Origin of the sequence: Pontibacter korlensis, assembly GCF_000973725.1 — a bacterium.
In the GTDB taxonomy this organism is placed as follows: domain Bacteria; phylum Bacteroidota; class Bacteroidia; order Cytophagales; family Hymenobacteraceae; genus Pontibacter; species Pontibacter korlensis.
This window is the reverse complement of the sequence record NZ_CP009621.1, coordinates 1,454,651-1,477,505: the sequence shown is the minus strand read 5'-3', so window position 1 is coordinate 1,477,505 and position 22,855 is coordinate 1,454,651. Positions and strand designations below refer to the sequence as shown.

18 protein-coding genes are annotated in these 22,855 nt (G+C 46.7%); 11 read left to right on the top strand and 7 right to left on the bottom strand.

What is annotated here, in order from left to right; all coding sequences use genetic code 11:
- Window positions 1-590: 590 nt before the first annotated feature.
- The 3 genes from PKOR_RS06200 (at window position 591) to PKOR_RS06190 (ending at window position 6,752) form a co-directional block, all read left to right on the top strand.
- Window positions 591-3,509, top strand: a complete 2,919-nt coding sequence (locus PKOR_RS06200) for a CHASE domain-containing protein (RefSeq protein ID WP_046309745.1) — start codon at window positions 591-593, stop codon at window positions 3,507-3,509.
- Window positions 3,510-3,769: 260 nt separating this feature from the next.
- Window positions 3,770-5,149 carry a DNA repair protein RadA gene (gene radA / locus PKOR_RS06195; protein WP_046309743.1) on the top strand — a complete coding sequence of 460 codons (1,380 nt, stop codon included), beginning with the start codon at window positions 3,770-3,772 and terminating at the stop codon, window positions 5,147-5,149.
- A gap of 187 nt (window positions 5,150-5,336) precedes the next feature.
- Window positions 5,337-6,752: a peroxiredoxin family protein gene (locus PKOR_RS06190; RefSeq protein ID WP_046309742.1), complete on the top strand. Its 1,416-nt coding sequence runs from the start codon at window positions 5,337-5,339 to the stop codon at window positions 6,750-6,752.
- Window positions 6,753-6,766: 14 nt separating this feature from the next.
- Here PKOR_RS06190 and PKOR_RS25825 read toward each other — a convergent pair whose 3' ends face one another.
- On the bottom strand, window positions 6,767-6,898 hold the full coding sequence (locus PKOR_RS25825; RefSeq protein ID WP_262501850.1) for a hypothetical protein: 132 nt from the start codon (window positions 6,896-6,898) through the stop codon (window positions 6,767-6,769).
- Between the two features lie 65 nt (window positions 6,899-6,963).
- Here PKOR_RS25825 and PKOR_RS06185 point away from each other — a divergent pair, with 65 nt between their 5' ends.
- The 3 genes from PKOR_RS06185 (at window position 6,964) to PKOR_RS06175 (ending at window position 10,266) form a co-directional block, all read left to right on the top strand.
- The gene (locus tag PKOR_RS06185) at window positions 6,964-8,154 is read left to right on the top strand and encodes a baeRF3 domain-containing protein (RefSeq protein ID WP_046314162.1); all 1,191 of its coding nucleotides are present in this window, start codon (window positions 6,964-6,966) and stop codon (window positions 8,152-8,154) included.
- Between the two features lie 117 nt (window positions 8,155-8,271).
- Window positions 8,272-9,294 carry an SPASM domain-containing protein gene (locus tag PKOR_RS06180; RefSeq protein ID WP_046314160.1) on the top strand — a complete coding sequence of 341 codons (1,023 nt, stop codon included), beginning with the start codon at window positions 8,272-8,274 and terminating at the stop codon, window positions 9,292-9,294.
- Between the two features lie 39 nt (window positions 9,295-9,333).
- A complete protein-coding gene (locus PKOR_RS06175; protein ID WP_046309740.1) occupies window positions 9,334-10,266 on the top strand; it encodes a mechanosensitive ion channel family protein in 933 nt (310 codons plus the stop codon).
- Window positions 10,267-10,325: 59 nt separating this feature from the next.
- Here the strand turns inward: PKOR_RS06175 and PKOR_RS06170 are convergent, their stop codons facing one another.
- The 6 genes from PKOR_RS06170 to PKOR_RS24030 all read right to left on the bottom strand — a co-directional run bounded on the left by PKOR_RS06170 (window position 10,326) and on the right by PKOR_RS24030 (window position 14,071).
- Window positions 10,326-10,664, bottom strand: coding sequence for a hypothetical protein (locus PKOR_RS06170; protein WP_046309739.1), 339 nt, complete (start codon window positions 10,662-10,664; stop codon window positions 10,326-10,328).
- A 90-nt stretch (window positions 10,665-10,754) separates the two neighbouring features.
- Window positions 10,755-10,931 (bottom strand): FeoB-associated Cys-rich membrane protein, encoded by a 177-nt coding sequence (locus PKOR_RS24035; RefSeq protein WP_071843120.1) that lies wholly within the window; start codon window positions 10,929-10,931, stop codon window positions 10,755-10,757.
- 31 nt (window positions 10,932-10,962) lie between these two features.
- The gene (locus PKOR_RS06165) at window positions 10,963-11,766 is read right to left on the bottom strand and encodes an inositol monophosphatase family protein (protein WP_046309737.1); all 804 of its coding nucleotides are present in this window, start codon (window positions 11,764-11,766) and stop codon (window positions 10,963-10,965) included.
- Complete coding sequence (locus PKOR_RS06160; protein ID WP_046309736.1) at window positions 11,763-12,998, bottom strand: Lnb N-terminal periplasmic domain-containing protein; 1,236 nt, start codon at window positions 12,996-12,998, stop codon at window positions 11,763-11,765. Before PKOR_RS06160 ends, PKOR_RS06165 begins: the two co-directional genes overlap by 4 nt.
- 1 nt (window position 12,999) lies before the next feature.
- On the bottom strand, window positions 13,000-13,710 hold the full coding sequence (rsmI, locus tag PKOR_RS06155) for a 16S rRNA (cytidine(1402)-2'-O)-methyltransferase (RefSeq protein ID WP_046309735.1): 711 nt from the start codon (window positions 13,708-13,710) through the stop codon (window positions 13,000-13,002).
- A gap of 70 nt (window positions 13,711-13,780) precedes the next feature.
- Window positions 13,781-14,071, bottom strand: coding sequence for a 4a-hydroxytetrahydrobiopterin dehydratase (locus PKOR_RS24030; RefSeq protein ID WP_262501865.1), 291 nt, complete (start codon window positions 14,069-14,071; stop codon window positions 13,781-13,783).
- A 90-nt stretch (window positions 14,072-14,161) separates the two neighbouring features.
- On the opposite strand from PKOR_RS24030, the gene PKOR_RS06145 reads away from it, so the two are divergent.
- From PKOR_RS06145 to PKOR_RS06125, 5 genes are all read left to right on the top strand, one after another.
- Window positions 14,162-15,019, top strand: a complete 858-nt coding sequence (locus PKOR_RS06145) for an SDR family oxidoreductase (protein ID WP_046309732.1) — start codon at window positions 14,162-14,164, stop codon at window positions 15,017-15,019.
- An 80-nt stretch (window positions 15,020-15,099) separates the two neighbouring features.
- The gene (locus PKOR_RS06140; RefSeq protein WP_148561641.1) at window positions 15,100-15,402 is read left to right on the top strand and encodes a hypothetical protein; all 303 of its coding nucleotides are present in this window, start codon (window positions 15,100-15,102) and stop codon (window positions 15,400-15,402) included.
- 78 nt (window positions 15,403-15,480) lie between these two features.
- The gene (locus tag PKOR_RS06135) at window positions 15,481-15,717 is read left to right on the top strand and encodes a hypothetical protein (RefSeq protein ID WP_046309729.1); all 237 of its coding nucleotides are present in this window, start codon (window positions 15,481-15,483) and stop codon (window positions 15,715-15,717) included.
- Between the two features lie 99 nt (window positions 15,718-15,816).
- Window positions 15,817-16,512, top strand: a complete 696-nt coding sequence (locus PKOR_RS06130) for a metallophosphoesterase family protein (protein ID WP_046309728.1) — start codon at window positions 15,817-15,819, stop codon at window positions 16,510-16,512.
- Between the two features lie 443 nt (window positions 16,513-16,955).
- Entirely contained in the window at window positions 16,956-22,736 is a 5,781-nt protein-coding gene (locus tag PKOR_RS06125) for an IPT/TIG domain-containing protein (protein WP_084694737.1), read from the top strand.
- Window positions 22,737-22,855: the final 119 nt, after the last annotated feature.

Here is a 22,855-nt window from a genome sequence, read left to right as displayed (position 1 = left end):
TGTTTATCAGTGGTTTGAATAGTGCGTGCCTGCAGTAAAGGGTAAGAGGGGCAAATAACCCATGCAGCAACACTGTCGTACCAGAGTGCACGTGGTGGTGCAACTGCGGTCAAAAGAGCTCCTTAAACAGCCTAAACCGGTTGATAATTCGACATATACCTGTAGATTGTATTATACTGGGTAGCTATCCTGCTGGAAAGTTGTGTGAATGCTATAGCAGCTTATGCCTGATTTTTAGTACAATACAGGCGGAGATAAAAGCATATAACATATAAACCTGTAAACAAGCTTGCTATATTGTGCAGATAATAGGAGTTTTTAACGTGTAGCAAAGATTGCCGGTGCTGTGCTGGATTTGTTTCCCTGCTGCACATGTAGAAGAAGAAAAGTATAACTTTGTAACCACGTATTCAGGAATAATAAGTCTCTTTATCAGAAATTTATATAGCTGTTTCCTATAGAGTATACTGAGCCCTTTGTATTGGCGTGTGGCTTGGATCTTGTATATTTGAAGAAGAACAAAGGAATGTATCGGGGCAATATAAATGCTGTAGGCTTCGCCAGCCTCACCCGGTATTAACTCATAGCCCATGAAACTTGCCAAACTGGCTGCTTTTATAAGAGACTATTTTATTGCAGTATTCTCCTTCTTGCTCATTTTCCTGCTTACTCTTTTTATTTTTTCAGAAACTAAGAAGAAAACAGAGGAGCGAAGCGCCAAATTGTTTTCGATGCGCGCGGAGCAAGTGACGGAGGCTGTCAATAAGCGCATGCAGGATTATATCCAAATACTAATCGGGGGCAAGGGTATGTTTATCTCCTCCGATTCTGTAACGCGCGAAGACTGGAGTAACTACTACGAAACCTTGAACCTGGAAAAGAATTACCCAGGTTTGCAGGGATTTGGCTATACCCATGTAGTAAGGCCAGAGGAGATGCAGAAGCATGTGCAGCAAATCCGTAACGAAGGGTACGAAAACTACAGCATCACTCCGGAAGGCAAGCGCGACATCTATACTGCCATTATTTATATAGAGCCTTTCACAGGGCGTAATCTGCGAGCTTTTGGGTTTGATATGTTTAGTGAGCCGGTGCGCCAGTCGGCCATGCGCATTGCCCGCGACACCAGGCAGCCTGCCCTATCGGGTAAAGTGCGACTAGTGCAGGAAACAGGTGAGGATGAGCAGGCAGGGTTCCTGATTTACCTGCCTGTCTATAAAAATAATGCAGAGCCGGAATCGATTAAAGAGAGGCAACGGTTGATCAAGGGTTTTGTGTACAGCCCATTTCGTGCGAAGGACCTGATAACAGCGGTACTTACGGATGATTTTGAAGATATCGATGTGGAAATTTACGATGGTGCTTCGCCCTCCAAAGAGAGCCTCCTTTTTAGTACCAGCCCTACGCTCTTTTATGGCAGTAACAGCAGAGAGTATAGCGAACTGAACACTATTGCCATCGGTAACCATACCTGGCGTTTATACATTTCTGGGAAAGACGATTTTGGCAGATCAGCAGAATCAGACCTGCCGTACTTTATACTATTGGGCGGTGCCATCATCAGCTTGCTCATGTTCTTTATCATTTGGTCGCTCTCTAACACGCGCCGTTCTAACCACCTGAAGCAGACCATTACCGACAATGCTACTGCGGCCCTGTTTATTATGGATGCCAACGGCTACTGTACCTTCATGAACCCGGCGGCAGAGCAAATGACAGGCTATACTTTTGAGGAGATTTCTCAGAAGCCGCTCCACGACATGATTCACCATCATCACCCGGATGGTACAATTTACCCGCTCGAAGATTGCCCTATCGACAGGGCTTTGCCTACTAACAATGATATGCGTGCCCATGAGGATGTGTTCATCCGCAAAGACGGCACCTTCTTTAACGTAACCTGCGCCGCTCGCCCCATTATAGAAAGCGGAGTGCCAGCCTATACTATTATAGAAGTGCGCGACATCACTGATGAAAAGCAAGCGCAGCAGGCTATTATTGAAAGCGAAGCCCGTTTCCGAACTATGGCTGACAGCGCTCCTGTAATCATTATGGTGATGGACGACTCCACTAACTTCCTGTATGTAAACAAGCAGTGGATAGACTTTACCAGTACTAGCTTTGAAGACACGATCAACAAAGGCTGGGAAGAAGTAGTACACCCGGATGACCTACCAAACCTTGCCGCTTCCTTCAGAAAAGCTACTGTTGATTTTGCGCCGTTCCGTACTGAGTTCAGGCTGCGTCGTTTTGATGGGGAGTATCGCTGGGTAGTAGGAACTAACACACCACGCTACGGCGCAAACGGCGAATTTCTGGGCTACATCAGTTCACTGATTGATATCACTGAAATAAAAGAGGCTGAACGTAAGGTAAAGCAGAACGCCGACCTACTGCAGAAGCTGTTCCTGGAAGTGCCTGCGGTGGTAGGGCTACTGCGCCATTCTGACTACCAGTATGTGCTGGCAAACCCTGAGTACCGCAAACTGTACGGTAATCGCCCATTGGTAGGCAAAACACTTTATGAGGCACATACTGCGGAAGAGGGCGAGGGCTTCTTCAGCCGCATAGAGAATGTGTTCAATACAGGCGTGCCATTTGTCGGCAACGAAGTTTCTACAGCCATAGATCGGAAGAATAACGGTGAGATAGTGTATGGCTACTTTAACCTGGTGTACCAGCCTTTGATAGATGCTAACGGGTTTGTAGAGGCTGTGCTGGTATTTGCCGTAGAGGTAACAGAGCTGGTAAATGCTAGAAAGGCTTTGTTGCTCACAAATGAAGAGTTAAGTGGTAAAAACGACGAGCTGCAGCGTATCAACAACGACCTCGATAACTTTGTGTATACTGCCTCGCATGACCTTAAGTCCCCTATCGCCAACATGGAGGGGCTTGTTACGCTGCTACGCGACATCCTGCAAGGCAAATTGAATACAGAGGACATGGACCTGCTGGACATGGTGCAGAATTCCATCAACAAGCTGAAGGGTACTATTGCCGACCTGGCCGAAATCACAAAAGTGCAGAAGGAGCTACAGGCAGCGGTGGAGCCTCTTTCTTTTGAGCACGTGCTGCAGGATATCACAACTGACCTGGAGTCTACGATGAAAGACTCAGGTGCCGTACTCTCTGCTGACCTTCAGGTGAAGAACATACTTTATGCCCGCAAAAACCTGCGCAGCATTATATACAACCTGGTCAGCAACGCGATCAAGTATAAATCACCTGACCGCAGGCCAGAAATTAATCTCAGAACCTACGAAGATGGGCAGTATGTAATACTGGAAGTACAGGATAACGGCCTTGGCATTAAAAAAGAACAACAGCACAAGCTGTTTACTATGTTCAAACGCCTGCACACGCACGTAGAGGGTACCGGTATTGGCCTCTACATTGTAAAGCGCATTATAGAAAACAACGGCGGCAAAATTGAAGTGCGTAGCGAGCTGGATAAAGGCACCACCTTTAAAGTATACTTCAAACAGCAGCCTGAAGAGCTAATGGCCTGAAGTTAGTTCTCCTGAATTGCCGCTTTTCTGGTACCATTGCTCAGTAGGCTAGATAATTTATATACCTGCGTTATGTCCAAGTATATTACTCTAGTCACTGAAAAAGCAAGCTATTCATCAGATTGCTTTAGCTAGAACTATAGGTCGCATAAAGCACTATAAAGTTGGCAAAAACTGACCCTTCTGCTGCTGATTTTTGTTTTAATTAGCTGGGGTATACCAGCTGAAAACGCACAATAAGTATTGAATAACAACATTTAATGGCTAAAATAAAGACATCATACTTCTGCCAGAATTGCGGGGCCCAATCTGCCAAATGGATAGGCAAATGCCCGGCATGCGGCGAGTGGAATACTTATGTTGAGGAGGTAGTGCAGCGCGAGGAGGTTACTCCTACCACAGCCTGGAAAGTAGGCAGCAGCACAGCACAAGTAGCTAATAAGCCCAAGCCTATTGCCGATATCAGGTATCAGGAGCAGCAACGCATCATTACGCAAGACCAGGAACTGAATCGTGTGTTGGGAGGTGGCATTGTGCCGGGTTCTATGGTATTGATAGGTGGTGAGCCGGGTATCGGTAAAAGTACGCTGATGCTGCAGATTGCCTTGAGCCTGCGTGGCCTGAAGGTGCTATATGTAAGCGGCGAGGAGAGTGAACAGCAAATAAAAATGCGTGCCGAGCGCCTGATGGCGCAAACCTCCGACTGCTTTATACTTACAGAAACCGGCACTCAGAACATATTCAAACAAATAGAGCTTGTGCGCCCACAAGTGCTTATCATAGACTCTATTCAGACGCTCCACTCCTCTTTTATCGAGGCAGGCGCGGGCAGCGTGAGTCAGGTGCGCGAGTGTACGGCTGAGCTGCTTAAGTTCGCTAAAGAGAGTGGTACGCCGGTGTTCCTGATCGGCCACATCACCAAAGAAGGGAACTTGGCTGGCCCTAAAATACTAGAGCACATGGTAGACACAGTGCTGCAGTTTGAAGGTGATCGCCACATGACCTACCGCATCTTGCGCACCACTAAAAACCGCTTTGGCTCTACATCTGAACTGGGAATCTATGAGATGATGGGTTCTGGCCTGCGCGAGGTGAGTAATCCATCAGAAATCCTGATTTCGCAGCGCGAGGATGCTTTTAGCGGTATCTCGATAGGTGCTACCCTGGAAGGCAACCGCCCACTGTTAATTGAGGTGCAGAGCCTGGTAAGCCCTGCTACCTATGGTACACCACAGCGCACCAGCACTGGCTTTGATGCTAAGCGATTGAACATGCTGTTGGCGGTGCTGGAGAAGCGAGGCGGCTATCGCTTAGGTACCCAAGACGTGTTCCTGAACATTGCCGGCGGTCTGAAGGTAGAAGATCCTGCCCTGGATCTGGCTGTTTGCGCCTCCATCCTGTCTTCTTTCGAGGATATGTCTATTCCGAATACCTCCTGCTTTGCTGCCGAGGTAGGCTTGGGAGGTGAAGTACGCGCCGTAAACAGGGTAGAAAACCGCATCACCGAAGCAGAGAAGTTAGGCTTTACTGACATTTACATCTCTAAGTATAATAAGAAGGGTGTAGACCTAAGTAAGTTCTCCATCAACATACATGCTTATGGTCGCTTAGAAGAAGTATTCAGTAGCCTGTTTGGGTAGAGAAGTTTGTGCTTAGCACAGGTTGCTTTTGTTTATTCTGGTAATATGGTAAAAATGACAATGCCTTGGAATCATCTTCCAGGGCATTGTTGTTCAGGGGCTTATTGATTTTGCTGCTGTGCCTCCTCAGGTGTGGCGGCTCTTGAAAAGAATCTCTTTGGCCAAAGAACCAGAATATACCCCTACGATGAGGATAATCACCTTGCTGCCCCTTTTGCTCTTGCTAGTAGCAAACCAGCTATCAGCTCAAGACAAAGCTATTATCAGTGGCAAAATTACCAACCCCCTTTCTGATTATGTAGAGCTGATAGCTTATCCAAACCCGCTCATCCCGGAAGAAGCCAAAACGGAGGCTGAGCTTGATGGCAACAGTTTCAGAGTGGAAGTACCAGTAAAAGAAGCTATGGTGGCAGAGTTGCAGCATGACGACGAAGTGGTGCAGGTGTACCTGGAGCCAGGATACGAGCTTAACCTGAGCTTTAATGGCGGAAAGTTCCTGAAAACGCTGAAGTATACAGGTAAAGGCGCCAACGAAAATTCTTATCTGGCGGCCTATACTTCCCGGTTTGATGAAGAGGAAGATTACCAGGTATTACCCGATAACATCAAGTTCGAGGAAGAGGAATTTACAGAGTTTCTGGATTACCGCCGCAACGACCAGGTGAAGAGCCTGGAAAAGTATGCAGCTAAAAATCCTTTATCAGAAACATTCAAAGCCTTCATGCTTGCCGAAATAGAGTTTAGCTACGCCAAAGATAAGTTAAGCTACCACACGCTGCGGCAGCAGATACTGCAGGTGGCGCTTAAAAAGCCATCACCTGCCTTCTATACTTATCTCAGTAAGCTAGATATGCAGCGGCCAGCTAACCTGATTAGTCCTTCGTTTGTAAGCTTTTTGAGGCTTTATACAGCCTACCTTGCTAATGAAGCAGGGTACGGAAAAGAACAGCCGGAGTATTACAAAGCCCGCTATGATGCTGCAGGCCGCAAGCTGCAAGGGCAGGCGCAAATTCTGGCGCAGGCTCAGGTGCTAAAGCGCTCCATTCAGCAGGGGCACTTAAAGTATACAGAGCAAATGCTGAGGGATTTTACACCTAAAAATACGGATGTAGCCCTGAATGCTTACCTGGCCAGGCTGCAGGAAGCTAACAAAGCACTTACAGCAGGTAGCATAGCTCCAGACTTTACCCTGAAGAGCGTAAGCGGCGACTCCATTTCGCTGAGCGACTTTCAGGGGCAGTTGGTGTACCTCAATTTCTGGAGTACCGATTGTGGCTTATGCACAGTGGAACAGCCAAACCTGCAGCAGCTCATCAGTAAGCTAAAAGGCCGTAAGGTTGTGTTTCTGAATGTGGCAGTCGGTAGCGATGAGGCGCAGTGGCGTAAAATGGTGCAGGGAAAAGAGCTGCAAGGTGTGCACTTGTTTGCTGACGGCTTAGAAGCTGAGCAGATAAAGCCATATGGCCTGAAAGATGTACCTGCCTATTATCTGTTAGACGAAGAAGGCCGTTTTCTGTCGGTAAAGGCACGCCGCCCCAGCGACCACGAGGCCTTCAATGACATACTGCAGCACCTGAATGTGCGGCAGGCGTCTCTTAAATAGTTATCGTTCACAGTTTACATTCCGCCCGGCACTACACGTAGTGCCGGGCTTTTTGTGCCTATGCCTGAGGGCTCCCTGTCGCGAAGTGTAGAGTCTGAATAACCGTTGTTTGTTTTGCTGCGTACTTTAATCCTACACCGCTGCATGCTGTAGAGGTGTTTTTAAAGCGATTTAAAGTAATTGATACTCTACTTTTTAACCCCTAATGAATATGGCATTAATCAATAAGAATGACATTGAGAAGCTGCTGAATGTGCAGAACAATACACAAAACGCCTTGTGTATTTCTCTCTACATACCTACACACCGTGCTGGTCACGAAACCCTCAATGGTCAGGACCATATCCTCTTTAAAAATAAAATAAAAGAAGCCCGCATCTTACTGGCCAAGCATGATGTGCCAGAGGCGGAGATAGATGAATACCTGAAGCCTGCTGAGGAACTACTGGATGATAACAACTTCTGGCGCCATCAGGGAGAGGGACTGGCCGTGTTTATTACCAAAGGGTTCTCAACATACTATACTCTTCCTATTTCAGTACCTGAGGTAGTATATGTGCTGGATCAGTTCTATCTGACGCCGATACTACCTATTTTGAGCCAGAATGGCCGTTTCTTTATCCTGTGCCTGTACCGCGAGAAGATCGGTTTCTATGAAGCTACCATCGAAAAGGTTAGACAGATCGACATCAGCTCGTTTGTGCCAGAAACCATGAACGAGGCCTTAAAATTTGATGTAAAAGGCAAAGACCAGGATTTTAATACCAGCAGAACTACTGTAAACGGTACAAACATACTGGGTAACCCAAGAGGCTTCTCTCAGGGCGACCAGCAACACGACCGTGTACGCGAATTCATGAACGCAGTAGATACAGGCTTACAGACCATCCTGCATGATGCAAATGAGCCACTGGTACTTGCTGGTATTGATCATTACTGCTCTCTGTTCCGCAAGACAAGCAAGTATAAAAATATAGTTCCGGAGAACGTTCCTGTGGATGAGAACGCAGACCTGATCAACGTCAAGAACATTCACGAAAAGGCACTGGAGATCATTAAGCCGCTGATGCAGCAGAGCCACAATGATTCGCTGACACGTTACCAGAATGTGGCTGGTACAGGCGTAACCTCAGAAGATATTGCTACGGTGGCAGCAGAGGCAGTGCATGGCCGGATAGATACGCTGTTTATCACACCAAGCGACCCTGTTTGGGGTACCTACAATGCAAAGAGCGCTGTAGCAGAAGTGCATAACGAATACCAGCGTGGCGATGATGACCTAATAAACCTGGCTGCTACTAAAACAATTGCGCAAGGTGGTAAGGTTTATGTGAACAGCTACAACGGATTGACAGAGAGTGCTGATGGTGCCTCTAGCGTGAAGGCACTTTTCAGGTACTAGTATGGAGCTGTTTGGCTGTTAGCTATAGAAAGTATAATTTAGGGGGTAGCCGTGGTGGCTGCCCCTTTATTTTTGGCAGATGGCTATGCTAGCTACTGCCGTAGCACCTGCGCTTTTATGGCCTTACAACTAACCGACGGATTAAACTTTTTATCAAAGCTTACGCCACTCCGTGCGCTGAATGCGCTGCAGGTTGTTGGCAGCTATTTGTACTCCAAAGTAACAGGCAAAGCCAGGCATTGGGGCTATCCGCTCAGCATTTCATTAGAGCCCACCACCTCCTGCAACTTGCGTTGCCCTGAATGCCCAAGCGGGCTCCGCTCCTTTTCCCGCCCCACCGGGATGCTGCAAGATGAGCTTTTTAAAAGCACAATAGACCAGCTGCATCGCCGCCTGATGTACCTAATCTTCTACTTCCAGGGCGAGCCATACCTGCACAAGAGTTTTCTGGAGCTGGTAAAGTATGCCTCTGACCGGGGAATTTATACTGCTACCTCCACCAACGCTCACTTTCTGGACGATGCCACCGCTCGTAAAACGGTAGAATCGGGGCTGGATCGGCTAATTGTGTCTATAGATGGTACTACGCAGGAAACCTATTCGGCTTATAGGGTAGGTGGTAAACTAGAGAAGGTGCTGGAGGGAACGCGAAATGTGGTAAAGTGGAAGAAGGCGCTGAAGTCTAAAACACCGCACATCATGTTCCAGTACCTGGTGGTCCGGCCTAACGAGCATCAGCTAGATGACGTAAAAGAGCTGGCAAAGGAGCTGGGCGTAGATGAGGTAGTGTTTAAAACAGCCCAAATCTATGACTACGCACAAGGTTCCCCGCTTATTCCTTCCATAGACTATTACTCCAGATACCGCAATAACGGCGATGGCAGCTATAGTATCAAAAATAAGCTGCTGAACCACTGCTGGAAGATGTGGCACTCCTGCGTCATAACTTGGGATGGACTGGTAGTACCCTGCTGTTTCGACAAGGATGCCGAATACCGGCAGGGAGACCTTCAGCAGCAAAATTTTTCTCAGGTGTGGAGGGGCGACAAGTACCGCTCTTTTCGGCAAAAGCTGCTGCGATCACGTAGTGAAATTGAGATGTGCCGCAACTGTACTGAGGGCACAAAAGTGTGGGCCTAACTAACGTCACTTAAGAGATAATCAACATTGAATATTTATATGAAAGATGTAAACGACGCAGTGGAGCTGCTGTGGAGTAAGCTGGAGGTCTGGGGGGAGCAGATTGTGCTGATGCTCCCGAATATTTTTGTAGCCTTGATCTTGCTGATCATTACGGTTTATGTTGCCAAGATAATAAGAGACTGGTTAGGCAAGTTTATGGGTAAATTCTCCCATAGCGCGGCTATAAACAACCTTATCCTGACCATACTGCACATCGGTATGCTGATGGTTGGCTTTTTCTTTGTGCTCAGCGTGCTCAACCTGGACAGGGTAGTCATCTCCTTGCTTGCTGGTGTCGGTATAATTGGTTTGGCCTTAGGTTTTGCGTTTCAGGACATTGCTGCCAACTTCATTTCAGGAGTTATTATTGCTGTGCAGAAGCCGTTTGGCGTGGGCGATATGATTGAAACCAACGATTACTTCGGCAATATTGAGCGGATCACATTGCGCACCATTGATATACGGCAGGTAACAGGAGAGTTGGTAAGGGTACCTAATAAGATGGTTTTTGAGAACCCGCTTACAAACTTCTCCATCAATGGCTCCCGCCGCATCGACCTGGAGGTGGGCATATCTTATGCAGAAGACCTGGAGCATGTACAGCAGGTAGTAATTGAGGCGCTGCAGGATGTAAAGAACCGCATCAAGACGCGTGACATTGAAGTGATGTATGACTCCTTTGGCGATAGCTCTATAAACTTCAAGGCGCGCTTCTGGGTAAGTTATAGTCGCCAGGTTGACTTTGTATCTGCCAAAAGCGATGCAATTATTCGCATTAAGAAAGCTTTCGATGCCAACGATATCCTGATCCCATTCCCTATCCGTACATTGGATTTTGGTATAAAGGGTGGCGAAAAGCTGAGCGAGGAGCTGCAAAGCATTACAGCATCCATAAAAAAAGGCCAACGTCTGAACGGCGAGGGCCAATAAAGTTAGAGCCTAACATGCTATACATAGAAAGGGCCGGTATTAAACCGGCCCTTTCTATGTTATCTGTTTCCTTTGTCTAAGTCCATTCCCAGGTCTTCCACCTGTTTCATGAAGTTCTCTATCGTCTCGTTAGCATAAGGTCCATACGAGTCGGAGATGGTGCCTTTTAACCCGCTAGAGGTTTCCAGTACATACAGAATGGCCATGTCGTCAGGATTACTTTCACCTTCAAAGCGATAAAAGTCTACTATACGTACCTGATCTGGGCCAAAGGTCTGCTTGTCGTCCATAGTAGACAGGCGGCCTTCTTCTGTAACCTTAAAATCAACTTTGTATCCATCTTTATGAAGCTTGTTCAAAGCTCCTACCAAGGAGGTTAATTCTACTTTATCTTCCATAACTTTCGTTTTTAATGTTCGAATTAGAGTATAATTCTATACGGAAAAACGAAGTTTAGATACAAAACTGGTAAAGATTATGGTTGTAGCCTATGCCTTTACCTGTTGCTTTTCCAGGTCCTTCTGTATCTTTTTGAAGTCTATGGTAGAGCAGGCGCCGCAGCTTTTAGCACAGCCGCTTTTAGCCGAAAAAGTCTGGTAAAACATGCGTAACATATAAGCCACTGCTACTAGAAATATTAATAGGATGATGATTTGCTGTATCATGACTTAAAAACCTACAGAAGGTATAAAAAGTTTAAGACTGTGCTTGGTTCCAGAATTCAGCTACAACTTGCTGCATCTCGGAGTGCACATTTCTATTGCTCGCGATGATCTCTCTCCCAAAGACATAGTCACCATCTTCGGTAAATTTGCTGAGTTTGCCGCCAGCCTCTTTCACAATTATAGCGCCCCCGGCTACATCCCATGGGTTCAGGTTATACTCGAAAAATCCCTCAAAACGGCCACAAGCCACATACACCAGGTCAATAGCGGCAGAACCCATGCGGCGTATGCCATGTGACTTTGCCATGAATGAGCCTAGTACCTGCAGATACTGCTGAGTCAAGCCAAAGTCATAATATGGAAAACCTGTGGCAATAAGGCTGTCTTTTAGTGCCGGAGCATCAGAAACTTTTATAGGAGTGTCGTTGCAGTAAGCACCTCCGTCTTTATAAGCCCAAAAGCACTCATCCCTGTTAGGGTCGTATACCGTGCCTACAACTACCTCATCTCCATCTAGCAAGCCAACGCTAACGCAATGTACAGGCAGGCCATGGGTAAAGTTGGTAGTCCCATCCAACGGGTCGATCACCCAATTAAAGCGTTCGCCCTTGGTAGTGGCAGTGCCCTCTTCAGTGATAAAGCCAGCCTCAGGCAACAATTTACGCAGCCCCTCTACCAGTTGCTGCTCTGCCTCCTTATCTACATACGATACGAGGTCGTTGAAGCCTTTCTGCTCTATTTTGGAGCGATCAAAGTTCTCTCCTTCCTGCTTGATAAAAGCGCCGACGTGGCGGCAGATTACATTTAGGTTGTTCGCTATTTGATTCAGGTTCATATCTTCTGTGCTATACTTGGGTTTTGCGCAAGTGTCTGCGCTTTTTTAGAGAACCATATGGTATAGGCTCCTCTAAGTATGGCGGCTAACATTATTGGCAGGAAGGCAGCATGGTACATTTGCGGCCACAGTGGCCAGCCAATTAATGCTACTGCGGTGATGATTGTAGTGATAAGCATGTACTTATGCACCCACTCCCGAAGTGCATAACGGGCCAGGAAGAAAGCAACAACTGCATGGGTTGGTATAGCCCACAACAAGTTGAAATTGTATGCAGTGGCTTGATGGTCTGTAGCAAACCAAAGCAGTAGCACTACAATACCTAATAGCCCGAGTACCAGGAAAAACACCATATCAAAAACCCTGCTGCGGCGGCGCTTCACAAAGTCAGCGACTGTAAGTGCAACTACTACTAATAAGAAGGTCCAGAACAGCACCTGTGGTGTTAGCCAACCTCCCTCCAGGGGTATAGAAGGGTCGCGCTCAAAAATGACTCTTGGCTCCAGTGTAAGCGGTGCAGTTTGCCCATTCTGAACGATGGTGGCATTCCCAAAGCCTTTAGACAGGTAGTCTGGCAGGAACATGTACTGATAAGGTGTTGCCTCCTGGTCTATTCTAGCACCAAGTGCGAGGTCAATACCAAAATCACCCCAAGGTTGTGGCCCTAAGTATAAATCAATGAGGTTACGGAAGCTATAGTCTTTGTCGAAGTGGCTGATGTTGAAAGTAAGTTGATTCGGGAAAGTAGCTTCCAGGCCATCGCGAATGCGGGTGGCGCAGTTATCGAAAAAGAAGTCGTACAGGTAAAAGCGATTCTCTGGAAGGTAGTTGTTCGTCAGGAAGGCCCAGTACTGCTGCTTTTGCTCCTCCGTCAGGTTTAGCTCCTGCTCATATACTGAGCGGTTGTCCATCGAGTAGCTGTACACGAAGTCCCGGAAGTGTGCCACCGACAGCTTATACCTGAGCTTGCCCTGCGCGAACTTGAGGTAAAAGTTGGGCTCATCGAAGTCGAAGGTGCCATAGTTGAATATAACATCTAAGCCTGTGGCAGGATCATTAACGCGAACTGCGCTATGCCCGAAAATGGCGTAGAGGTCTGGCCCGCTGGAGCAGGTAATCAGGCTTATCTTTGCCTGCGGAGACAGCAGCATGCCCTCAAACTGCGCCCATGCCGGCAAAGTAGAAACGCAAAGCAAGAATGCCAGCGTTAGCTTTTTAATAAAGTTCCTCATGTTATTCCTTTTCGGCTTTACTGCCTTTAGCAGCCCCTGATACTACCAGTACAAACTCTCCTTTTATGGTTTTGTTGTTAAAAATCTCGATCAGCTCATCTAAAGTGCCGTTAATGGTTTCCTCAAACATTTTAGAGATTTCACGTGAAACAGAAGCCTCTCGCTCCCCTCCAAAAAACTCCTTAAACTGAGCAAGCGTTTTTAGCAGGCGGTGAGGCGATTCATAAAAGATCATGGTACGTTCCTCCTCCGCAAGGCTCTGCAGGCGTGTTTGGCGACCTTTCTTTATGGGCAGGAACCCCTCAAAGGTAAAACGGTCGGTGCTGAAACCAGATTTTACCAGTGCCGGAACAAAGGCTGTTGCTCCAGGCAAACACTCCACCTTGATATCGTTTTTAAGACACTCCCGCACCAGGAAAAAACCCGGATCAGAAATGCCAGGTGTACCTGCATCTGAAATCAAAGCCATCACCTCCCCTGCTTTCAGGCGATCCACCAAATGTGCTGTGGCCTTGTGCTCGTTGTGAAGGTGGTGGCTATGCATGCGCTTCTCAATACCTAGGTGCTGCAGAAGCTTACCGCTGGTTCGGGTATCTTCAGCAAGTATAACATCTACCTCTTTCAATACTCTGATGGCACGCAGTGTAATATCCTCCAGGTTACCGATCGGTGTCGGCACCAGGTATAAACTTGTTTTTTCCTGTTCCTGCATGGGGTAAAGATACTAAATCCGGAGAAGTAACGAGATGGGTAGAGAACTTACTAGTAGTTGGTAAGCCGTGTTAACCGTTCGTGCCGGCTATCCTGCTGTATACTTCATCAATATGCTGAGCCAGTTGGTGGTCTTTCTCGGTTACGGTGTTGCCGGCATCATGGGTGGTAAGCTCTATTTCGACCTGATTGTACACGTTGCTCCACCATGGGTGGTGGTTCATTTCTTCGGCTATCTCCCCGACTTCATTCATAAAGGCCAGCGCCTGCTTGAAGTCCTTAAAGGTAAGGCTGCGCTTGAGTTTACTGTCTTCTTCTTTCCACATAAAGATCTGTTGATTTTGCCTATCCTGCTGGCGGATGGTTTGTTACAGAAACAAGCCGGCGGGGTAGGCGTATAGCTTAAAAATTAAATTTACGAACATATACTTCCGTAAACCTATAAAACTACTATGGAAAACAAACCAAAATCTTTTCCGCCACAGGAAATGGAGCAACCTGGCAAGGAGCACAAAATGAATCCTGAGCCGGAGTATATACGCGATTCTTACAAAGGCAGTGATAAGCTGAAAGACAAGGTAGCCCTGGTAACCGGCGGCGACAGCGGTATAGGCCGTGCCGTTGCTGTGCACTTTGCCCGGGAGGGTGCTGATGTTGCCATCGTGTACTTGAATGAGGATCAGGATGCAGAAAAGACCAAGGAGCTGGTAGAGAAAGAAGGTCGCAAATGCATCACGATTTCTGGTGATGTGGGCGAGGAGGCTTTCTGCCGAGATGCCGTACAGCGAACTGTTAATGAACTAGGAAAGCTAAACATACTGGTGAATAATGCCGGTGAGCAGCATGCCCAGGAGGATATTCGTGATATAACAGAGGAACAGCTTAAGCGTACGTTTAACACAAACATTTTCTCGATGTTCTACTTTGTAAAAGAGGCGCTAAACCACATGAAAGAAGGTAGCACGATCATCAACACTACTTCCGTTACAGCCTACCACGGTAACAAGCTACTGCTCGACTACTCTTCAACAAAGGGAGCCATACTTACCTTTACCCGTACCCTGGCACAAATGGTGGCCGATAAAAAAATTCGTGTGAACGGTGTGGCTCCAGGTCCAATCTGGACACCACTGATCCCGGCCTCTTTCCCTGGAGATAAAGTAGCTGAGTTTGGGCAGAAGACCCTGCTTAAACGTGCCGGACAGCCATCAGAAGTTGCGCCTGCTTATGTATACCTGGCCTCTGAAGATTCAGCCTTCACTATTGGTGAGATAATGCACATAAACGGTGGTGAGATGGTGACTACCTAAACCTAAGCAGCCTGAAAAGAGTAAAACAGAGTACAAGCGTTCTGTTTATAGAGCGTACTTCTAATTAAATGAATACCATTATGGCTGAAGATAAAGAAGATAAAAATACAACGAAAAACCAGCTGCCTAACCAGAGAGGTTTTCGTGAAGTAGATGAAGATACGGGCGATTTAGAAATGCGCGCCGGGCACATTATACCAGGTGCAGATCCGCCTAAAAACGAGCACCAGCGCGGCGGTTTTGGAAATCGCGACGGAAAAGAAGGGTATGGTAGCGATACTGCAGGAGGAGGCCCAAGCGCTACTGGCGTAAACGACTTCTCCGACGACGGTGTTCCGCCACCTGATAACCTTCGTACTGAAGAAGAAGGCCGCGGCTCTTGATAATTATTGATAATAAAGTATGGCTGGCACAAAAGCTAACGCTGGCCGTGAAGTTGAATTTTAAAAAAGGAGGAAATTATGCCATCATATAAGCACACACAGCCAAGCTCAGAAAACCAAGGTAAACCAACCGGACAAGGACAGAGCAAGGCGGCAGGCGGTAAGCCTGTAGATCCAAATCAGACTCGTGCTGAGCACGAAAAGTTAGAGGAAAAGTACACAAACGGGCCGGACGATATAGGAAACAATGTACAGACCAATAATCCTAATCGCGGTACAAACAAGCCCGGTATAGACAATAACAAGTATAATTAATAATACCTAACATGGTTAATACAGAAATAGCACCTGTACCACGGGTGCTATTTCTGTATTATCTTTGCCTGCCGCTCAGGTTGTGCAAGAAATTACCATATGCCCCGCTACGCCCTTACAGACATTCACGGTTGTACCAACACATTGAAAGCAATGGTGCAGGATCAACTTAAGCTCAACAAGAAAGATGAGTTATACTTGCTCGGCGACTTTGTGAATAAAGGTCCTGATTCTAAAGGAGTGATAGACTTTATTCTTCACCTTCAGAAGCAAGGTTACCAAGTATACTGCCTCCGTGGTAACCATGATCAAATGCTGCTGAAGTCAGTAGAGAAAGGAGCCAAAGCACTAAACCTTACTCCACCCGAGCAAGAGCAGGTCCTGCAAAGCTTCGGGATCAGTAACTTCGAAAACCTCCCTAAAAAGTACGTCAACTTCCTGAAGGCTCTCCCCTATTATCTGGAGTTGCCAGACTACTTCTTGGTACATGCTGGTTTTGACTTCAAGCAGAGGGACGTCTTTGCTGATAAAGATGCTATGCTCAATATCCGGAACTATAAAACTGATTGGGAGCGACTTAATAACAAAAAGCTTCTGCACGGTCATACCCCGACGCCGCTCCACGCTATTAAAAAAGCCACTTCCCATAAAGCTCAAAAAGTGAACTTAGATGCTGGCTGTGTCTACTATAAAAATGCAGCCTATGGTAACCTCGTTGCACTAGACATGGATACCCAAGAGCTCTTCGTGCAGCCCAATATCGACCGTCCATATCCTGTCGCCCGCAAAAGCTAACTTCTTTCTCTGCATACACTGGTTGCTCCTGCTTCCTTGTTGCGACACTATTAAGTAAAAGTAGTGCTGTATTTAAGGTAACTGAAGAAATCTAATATAAAATTATACTTTATTGTTTTGCACTCTTCTTAGGGAGGTTTTTTGTCCATTTTTGTAATGAAATAGGACTGATTTCGGGCCTGGCAAAACTAAAAGAACTAAAGTCTTAACACAGAAGCAATGGCAGGTGCTAAAAAATCATAGCCAATATCAGCAATGAGCATATTGTTGGCTGTTTGAAAATAAAAACCTGCTCATATGGCTGTATAGGTATATTATTAAATTTAGATAAAAAAATAGAATAGTTAATTGCCCAAATGATAGATAAATTATCTTATTTTGTGGCAATTATGCTTTACCTAAAATAGCACAAGAAAATTTTTATTACTACTTAAGTTTGAGCTATGGCACAACTCTACAATCCCCCTATCACCCGACTCCTCAGGTCACTGCTCTTGCAGTGCGTTCTCTTGCTGGGAATAGTCTCCATTGGTGTGGCGCAGGCTACTCTACCCACTTATCATGAAGGGCCGTGGGCTAATAACGGTGGCTCTGGTATGCCTGCTGGTTGGACAATCAAGAACCTAAGCGCTGATGGAGCAGATTTAGCTCCAAGTGCAGCGGGCGGTTCTGCTGTATTCAAGCAGGTTGGCTCAGAAATAGCCATTCAATTTTCAGAGGCAACGACAACAGAAACTAGGATAAGCTTCTCTTTACAGGCTGCCACAACTAAAGCAGAAGGAAGTTATGAGACAGGACTGGTAGTAGAAAGCTCCAGCGATGGTTCAAGCTATACTGCATTGGGAAGCGTTACAGGGCAATCAAAGCTTAACTCAAGCAGGTATACCTTTTTGCTGTCAGCAGGAACACAGTACGTTCGTCTAGTTATGACAAACAGAGTAGATGCTAACTTGCTGGCTGATGCTATTAGAGTGTCTGCTGCTCCAGAGGTGACTTCTTTCACACCAGGAGAAGGCGGGGCCGGAACAAGTGTTGTTGTTACAGGTGGTAACTTCTTAGGTGCCACTAGTGTGACGTTCGGAGGGGTTTCTGCAAGTTATATTGTAGATTCAGAGACGCAGATTACGGCTATAGTTCCAGCCGGTGCTCCAGTGGGCAAAATTGCTGTTACTACTGCTGCCGGAACGGGCGAAAGTGTTACGGAGTTTGTGGTGCCAGCTCCAGTTATTACGACAGATTTCTCTCCAAAGTCGGGGGGCGCCGGTACATTGGTTACTATCAATGGAGAATATTTCTCAGGAGCTACCAGCGTAACATTTAATGGTGTGGCAGGTACGGATCTTGTGGTAAATAGTGATACACAGTTAACTGTAAAAGTGCCTGCAGGAGCCAGTACAGGCAGAATAAAAGTAATAACTCCTGCCGGAGAAGGCACAAGCTACACTGACTTTACTGTGCCGGCTCCAACATTTTCATCTTCTTCCCCTTTCTCGCCAGCTACAGGCGGAGCCGGAGCAACTGTAACCTTAACAGGTAATTATTTCTCCGGTGTAAGGAGTGTTACATTCAATGGCGTAGAGGCTTCTTTCACTGAAATCTCAGACACGGAGGTACAGGCAATAGTTCCGGCAAATGCCGGAGACGGCGTTGTGACACTTACTACACCAGCTGGTACTGCTACTTCTACTAATTCGTTTGACTTTATAGATGCTCCTGTTATTTCCGGCTTTTCTCCAGAAGCAGGTATAGAAGGTGAAACAATCGTAGAAATCAGAGGCCACTATTTAGAAAACATCACACAGGTTTTGTTTGCGAATGATGTACCAGCAGATATAACAGGCTTAACATTATCAACGGACGCAGCCACAGGAGAGCAGAGCTTTACCGTTACAGTGCCTACAGGAGCGGTTACAGGTGTTATTTCCTTAACGAACCCAGGTGGTACAGCTACAACAGCGTCAGCATTTGTAATTTATAAAGCACCGGAAATCACTGCGTTCTCTCCGGTGAGTGGCCGCCCGGGCGATGAGATAACTTTGAATGGTACGGGTTTTACAGGCGTCAATGCTGTAACCTTCCTCGGAACAGCGGACGCGGGAGACGATAAAGCGGCAACGGTGTTTTCCGTTGTAAGTGACACAGAAATAAAGGTGACAGTGCCTGTTGGTGCTGCTACAGGGCAGCTTTCTGTTACAAATAATGTGGCTACAGCAACGACAGCTAATTTAGCGACAAGTGAATTCACAGTAGACCCAACCCCACACATCATCAGCTTTGATCCTACAGTGTCCTATCAAGGGGGAACCATAACCATCAATGGTCAGAATCTGGAGGGCGTAACAAGCGTCACCTTCTTTGATGCAGTGGTTGTTGATGTTTCAGGTACCGCGGTAACGACAAATGCCAACGCAACACAAAGCTTTGATGTAGTTGTTCCGGACGGTGCTGCAACAGGCCCACTTTCCGTTGCGACAGCAGCAGGCTCTGCGACAAGTTCTTCGAACCTAACAATTATCACAGCGCCAACAGTTGCTTCTTTCTCTCCAACTGAAGGACGTGCAGGCGATACGTTTACTGTTACAGGTACAGGTTTCTCAGGAGATCTTACTGTTACCGTTGGCGGGGGAGCCGTGACCTATACTTATGTAAGTGATACTGAAATAACAGTTACGCTTACACCAGAGGCCGCTACCGGAAAAGTGGCAGTGTCTAACATAGCAGGCACTGGAACCAGTGCAGATGATTTTACCGTACTCACTACACCTCTTATTTCAGGATTTACACCGGCAGAAGGTCCTGTAGGCACTACTGTAACTATTACAGGTAAACTACTTGGACAGATAACAGGAGTAACCTTTGGATCAGGCGCAGTAACAGCTCCAACCTCTGTTTCGGAGACGCAGGTAATAGTAAATGTACCAAATGATGCGACAACAGGTGTTATCACTGTAACAGGAGGCAATGGTTCTGCTACAAGTAGTGAAGCGTTTAGATTGATTCAAGCACCCCAGATTTCTGAATTTAGTCCTACAACTGGCCCAGTAGGCACTGTTGTAACCATAACAGGAAGTAATTTTACAGATATTTCCTCGGTACAATTCAATGGGCTGGATGCAGCATCTTACACTGTTGCCACAGATGGATTAAGTATTACTGCAGCTGTGCCTGTAGATGCCGCAAGAGGGTTTATCACAGTAACCAACCCTGCCGGTACTGCCACCAGTGCAGCAGAGTTTGCCGTGCCGGCCCCTACGGTAGCTTCTCTTTCCAAAACAGAGGGTTTTGTAGGAGATCCAGTGGTTATAACTGGAGAATTCTTTACAGGAGCTTCTGCTGTAACATTTAATGGGGTGGAGGCTGCTAGCTATGTGGTTGATAATGATAAGCAAATTACAGCCTATCCTCCGGTTGATGCTGGAGAGGGTGTAGTGGCGGTGACAACGGCTAGTGGTACAGGGGATAGTGGAACAACATTGTTCAAAGTGCTGTCTCCAGAAGTTACTGACATTTATGTAGGAACCATAAGCAACACTGTAAACGAAGGTTACTTCGATACAGAGGTTACTATAGTAGGTAACTATTTAGATGGTGCCACAGACGTAACCTTTAATGGTGTGTCAGCAACCTTCCAATCTTTAACTGATGAATCTGGTAAAACGTACATCTTGGCGAGAGTGCCACAGGCTAGGCTGAACCAGAACATTGGCCCTATATCAGTAACTACTCCAAGTGGTACAGGCGAGAGCAGCGAAAGCTTTAAAACACTTGCTCCAGAACAAATAACGTTTACTCCCGTGTCAGGAAGAGTGGGTGAAAGTGTAACTGTATCTGGCGTTTATTTCAAAAATGTAACCACAATCGGTTTCGGAGGAGGAGTCTCTGTAAGTGTTCCTACTAGTGGTCAGACTGAACCGTCAGGAACAGACGTGAAGTCGTTCACGGTACAGATACCTTCAGGAGCAAGATCAGGCGTGATAACGGTAACCTCTACAAGTGGTACAGGTGCCTCTGCTGAAAGCTTCACTGTGCTGTCACCAGATATCCTGACAATTGATCCAACTTCAGGTAGAGTGGGAATGACAACTGTGACAATCACAGGTCAGTACTTCCTACAGGCCACAGAAGTGAGGTTCATGGGTGGAGATGGTACATCAGATGATGTTGTGTTATCTCCGACGGCCTTCACGATAGTGGATGACAACACCATAACCGTTGTTGTGCCAGCTGGGGCCAAAACCGGCCCTATTTCCGTAACAACACCAAGTGGAACGGACACAAGCGGAATATTTACTTTACTTGTGCCTCAATTCACCTCCTTTACTCCAGCTGAGGGTTTAGTAAACAGAACAACGTTTACCATAACAGGGCAGTACTTCCTCGAGGCTAGTAAAGTAACCTTCCTGAGCGGTAGTGCAGCCGATGTGGACGCGACGAGCTTTACAGTTGACAGCGATACGCAAATAACGGTTACAGTTCCTGAAGGAGCCAGAACGGGCCGAATAGCTGTCACAACGCCAAGTGGTACTGGTACAAGCTCTTTTGATTTTACAGTATTGGCACCAGTTGTAACCTCCATCACGCCGGCAGAAGGCAGTAAAGTAGGTGGTTCAATAACCATCACAGGTAAGTACTTTGATGACCTGCAGACAGTTCAATTCAATGGCGTGGCGGCAACAAGCTTTACAGGAACTTTAGCGGACGCAGGCACTGATGCAGATGGCGTGGCACTGAAGTCTTTCTCAATGGCAGTGCCGGCAGGAGCTGTTACAGGGCCAATCACCCTTACAACACTAAGCGGAACAGGAAGCAGTGCCTCCTACAGCATCATACCTGAGATAACTGACTTTACGCCGAAGACCGGTCCTTTCGGTACAGAGGTAACCATCACAGGTATGTCTTTAACTGATGCTAGCGTAACCTTTGCTGGCAAAGACGGAGCAAGAGTAACAGCTGCGGTAACCTCAAATTCCAATACAGAGGTGAAAGTGACGGTGCCAAATGGTGCTAGAACAGGCTTGATTGAACTGACGACAGCCGGAGGAATGGTGGCAACATCTGAAAACTTTGTAGTTACTAGCCCAATTATAGACGCGCTGACGCCTACAGAAGGAAAGATAGGTTCTACAGTAACGATCACAGGTGTGAACTTGGTGGATGTGGGCAAAGTAGTATTTGGAGGGGGAGTAGCAACTTCTCAGTTCCTGGAAATGACTGACGGCAGTTTAGAGGTTATTGTGCCAACAGGTGCCCAAACGGGCCAGATAACAGTTCACACCTTAGCAGGTCCAGCGGCAACAAGCGATCAGACCTTTACTGTAATTGTTCCAGTAATAACACTTTCTGGCACGCTATCAGAATTCTCAGCCAAAGTAGGTGAAGAATCTGCGCCGCAGCAGTATACGCTAAGTGCTACAGAACTGGAGGCAGACATTACGGTGACAGCACCGAGAAGTAACTTCCTGATATCTGACTCTGAAAATGGTACCTATACTACGTCGCTTACAATCTTGAAAGGAGCGGGTACGAGTATAAGCAACTATCCTATCTATGTGAAGTATAAGCCGACGACTGAGGACACCCATCAAGGAACCATTAGCCATAGTACTTTGAATGCACAGACAAAAACAATGACGGTGCGTGGTACTTCCATAACCCCTCTCCCAGTAGAGCTGATGTTCTTCAATGCGGCGGTACAGAGTAACAATGTACGCCTGATTTGGGCAACAGCTTCTGAGAATAAGAACTCACACTTCGAGGTGGAGATGTCGCTTAGCGGAACAGAAGGCTTTAACAAGGTAGGTCATGTGGCTAGCAAGGTGACAAACAGCGTGCTGAGAACAGATTATGAGTTCACGCACAAGCTGGGGAACGAAACAGGTACTATCTACTTCCGCCTGAAGCAAGTTGACTTGGACGGCACGACAGACTACAGCAAAGTAGTAGCAGTGACTGTTAAAGCTACTGAGTCGGTGCAGAAATTGCTGGTGGCTCCAAACCCAATCAACTTCAACTCTAAGCTGTATGTAACAGCTGTAGAGAGTGGAAGAGCTACTTTAGCACTGTACAACATGACTGGAAAGAAAGTTTATACTAAAGCAGTAGAACTGGTACAAGGTCAGAATGAGGTGCAGCTACCAGTGTACGACAAGCTGACAAAAGGCATGTATGTACTGAAAGTAGAGCTGAACGGTAAAGTTTACCAAATTAAAGTGATGAAAGAGTAGCCGAAAGAATAAGAGCTATACTACAAAGGCCCGGTGCAAAAGCACTGGGCCTTTTTTATTTAACCTTTCTACAAGGCCCATAAATCTGCTAGCAGGTGTAACCTCGTATATAAACTTCT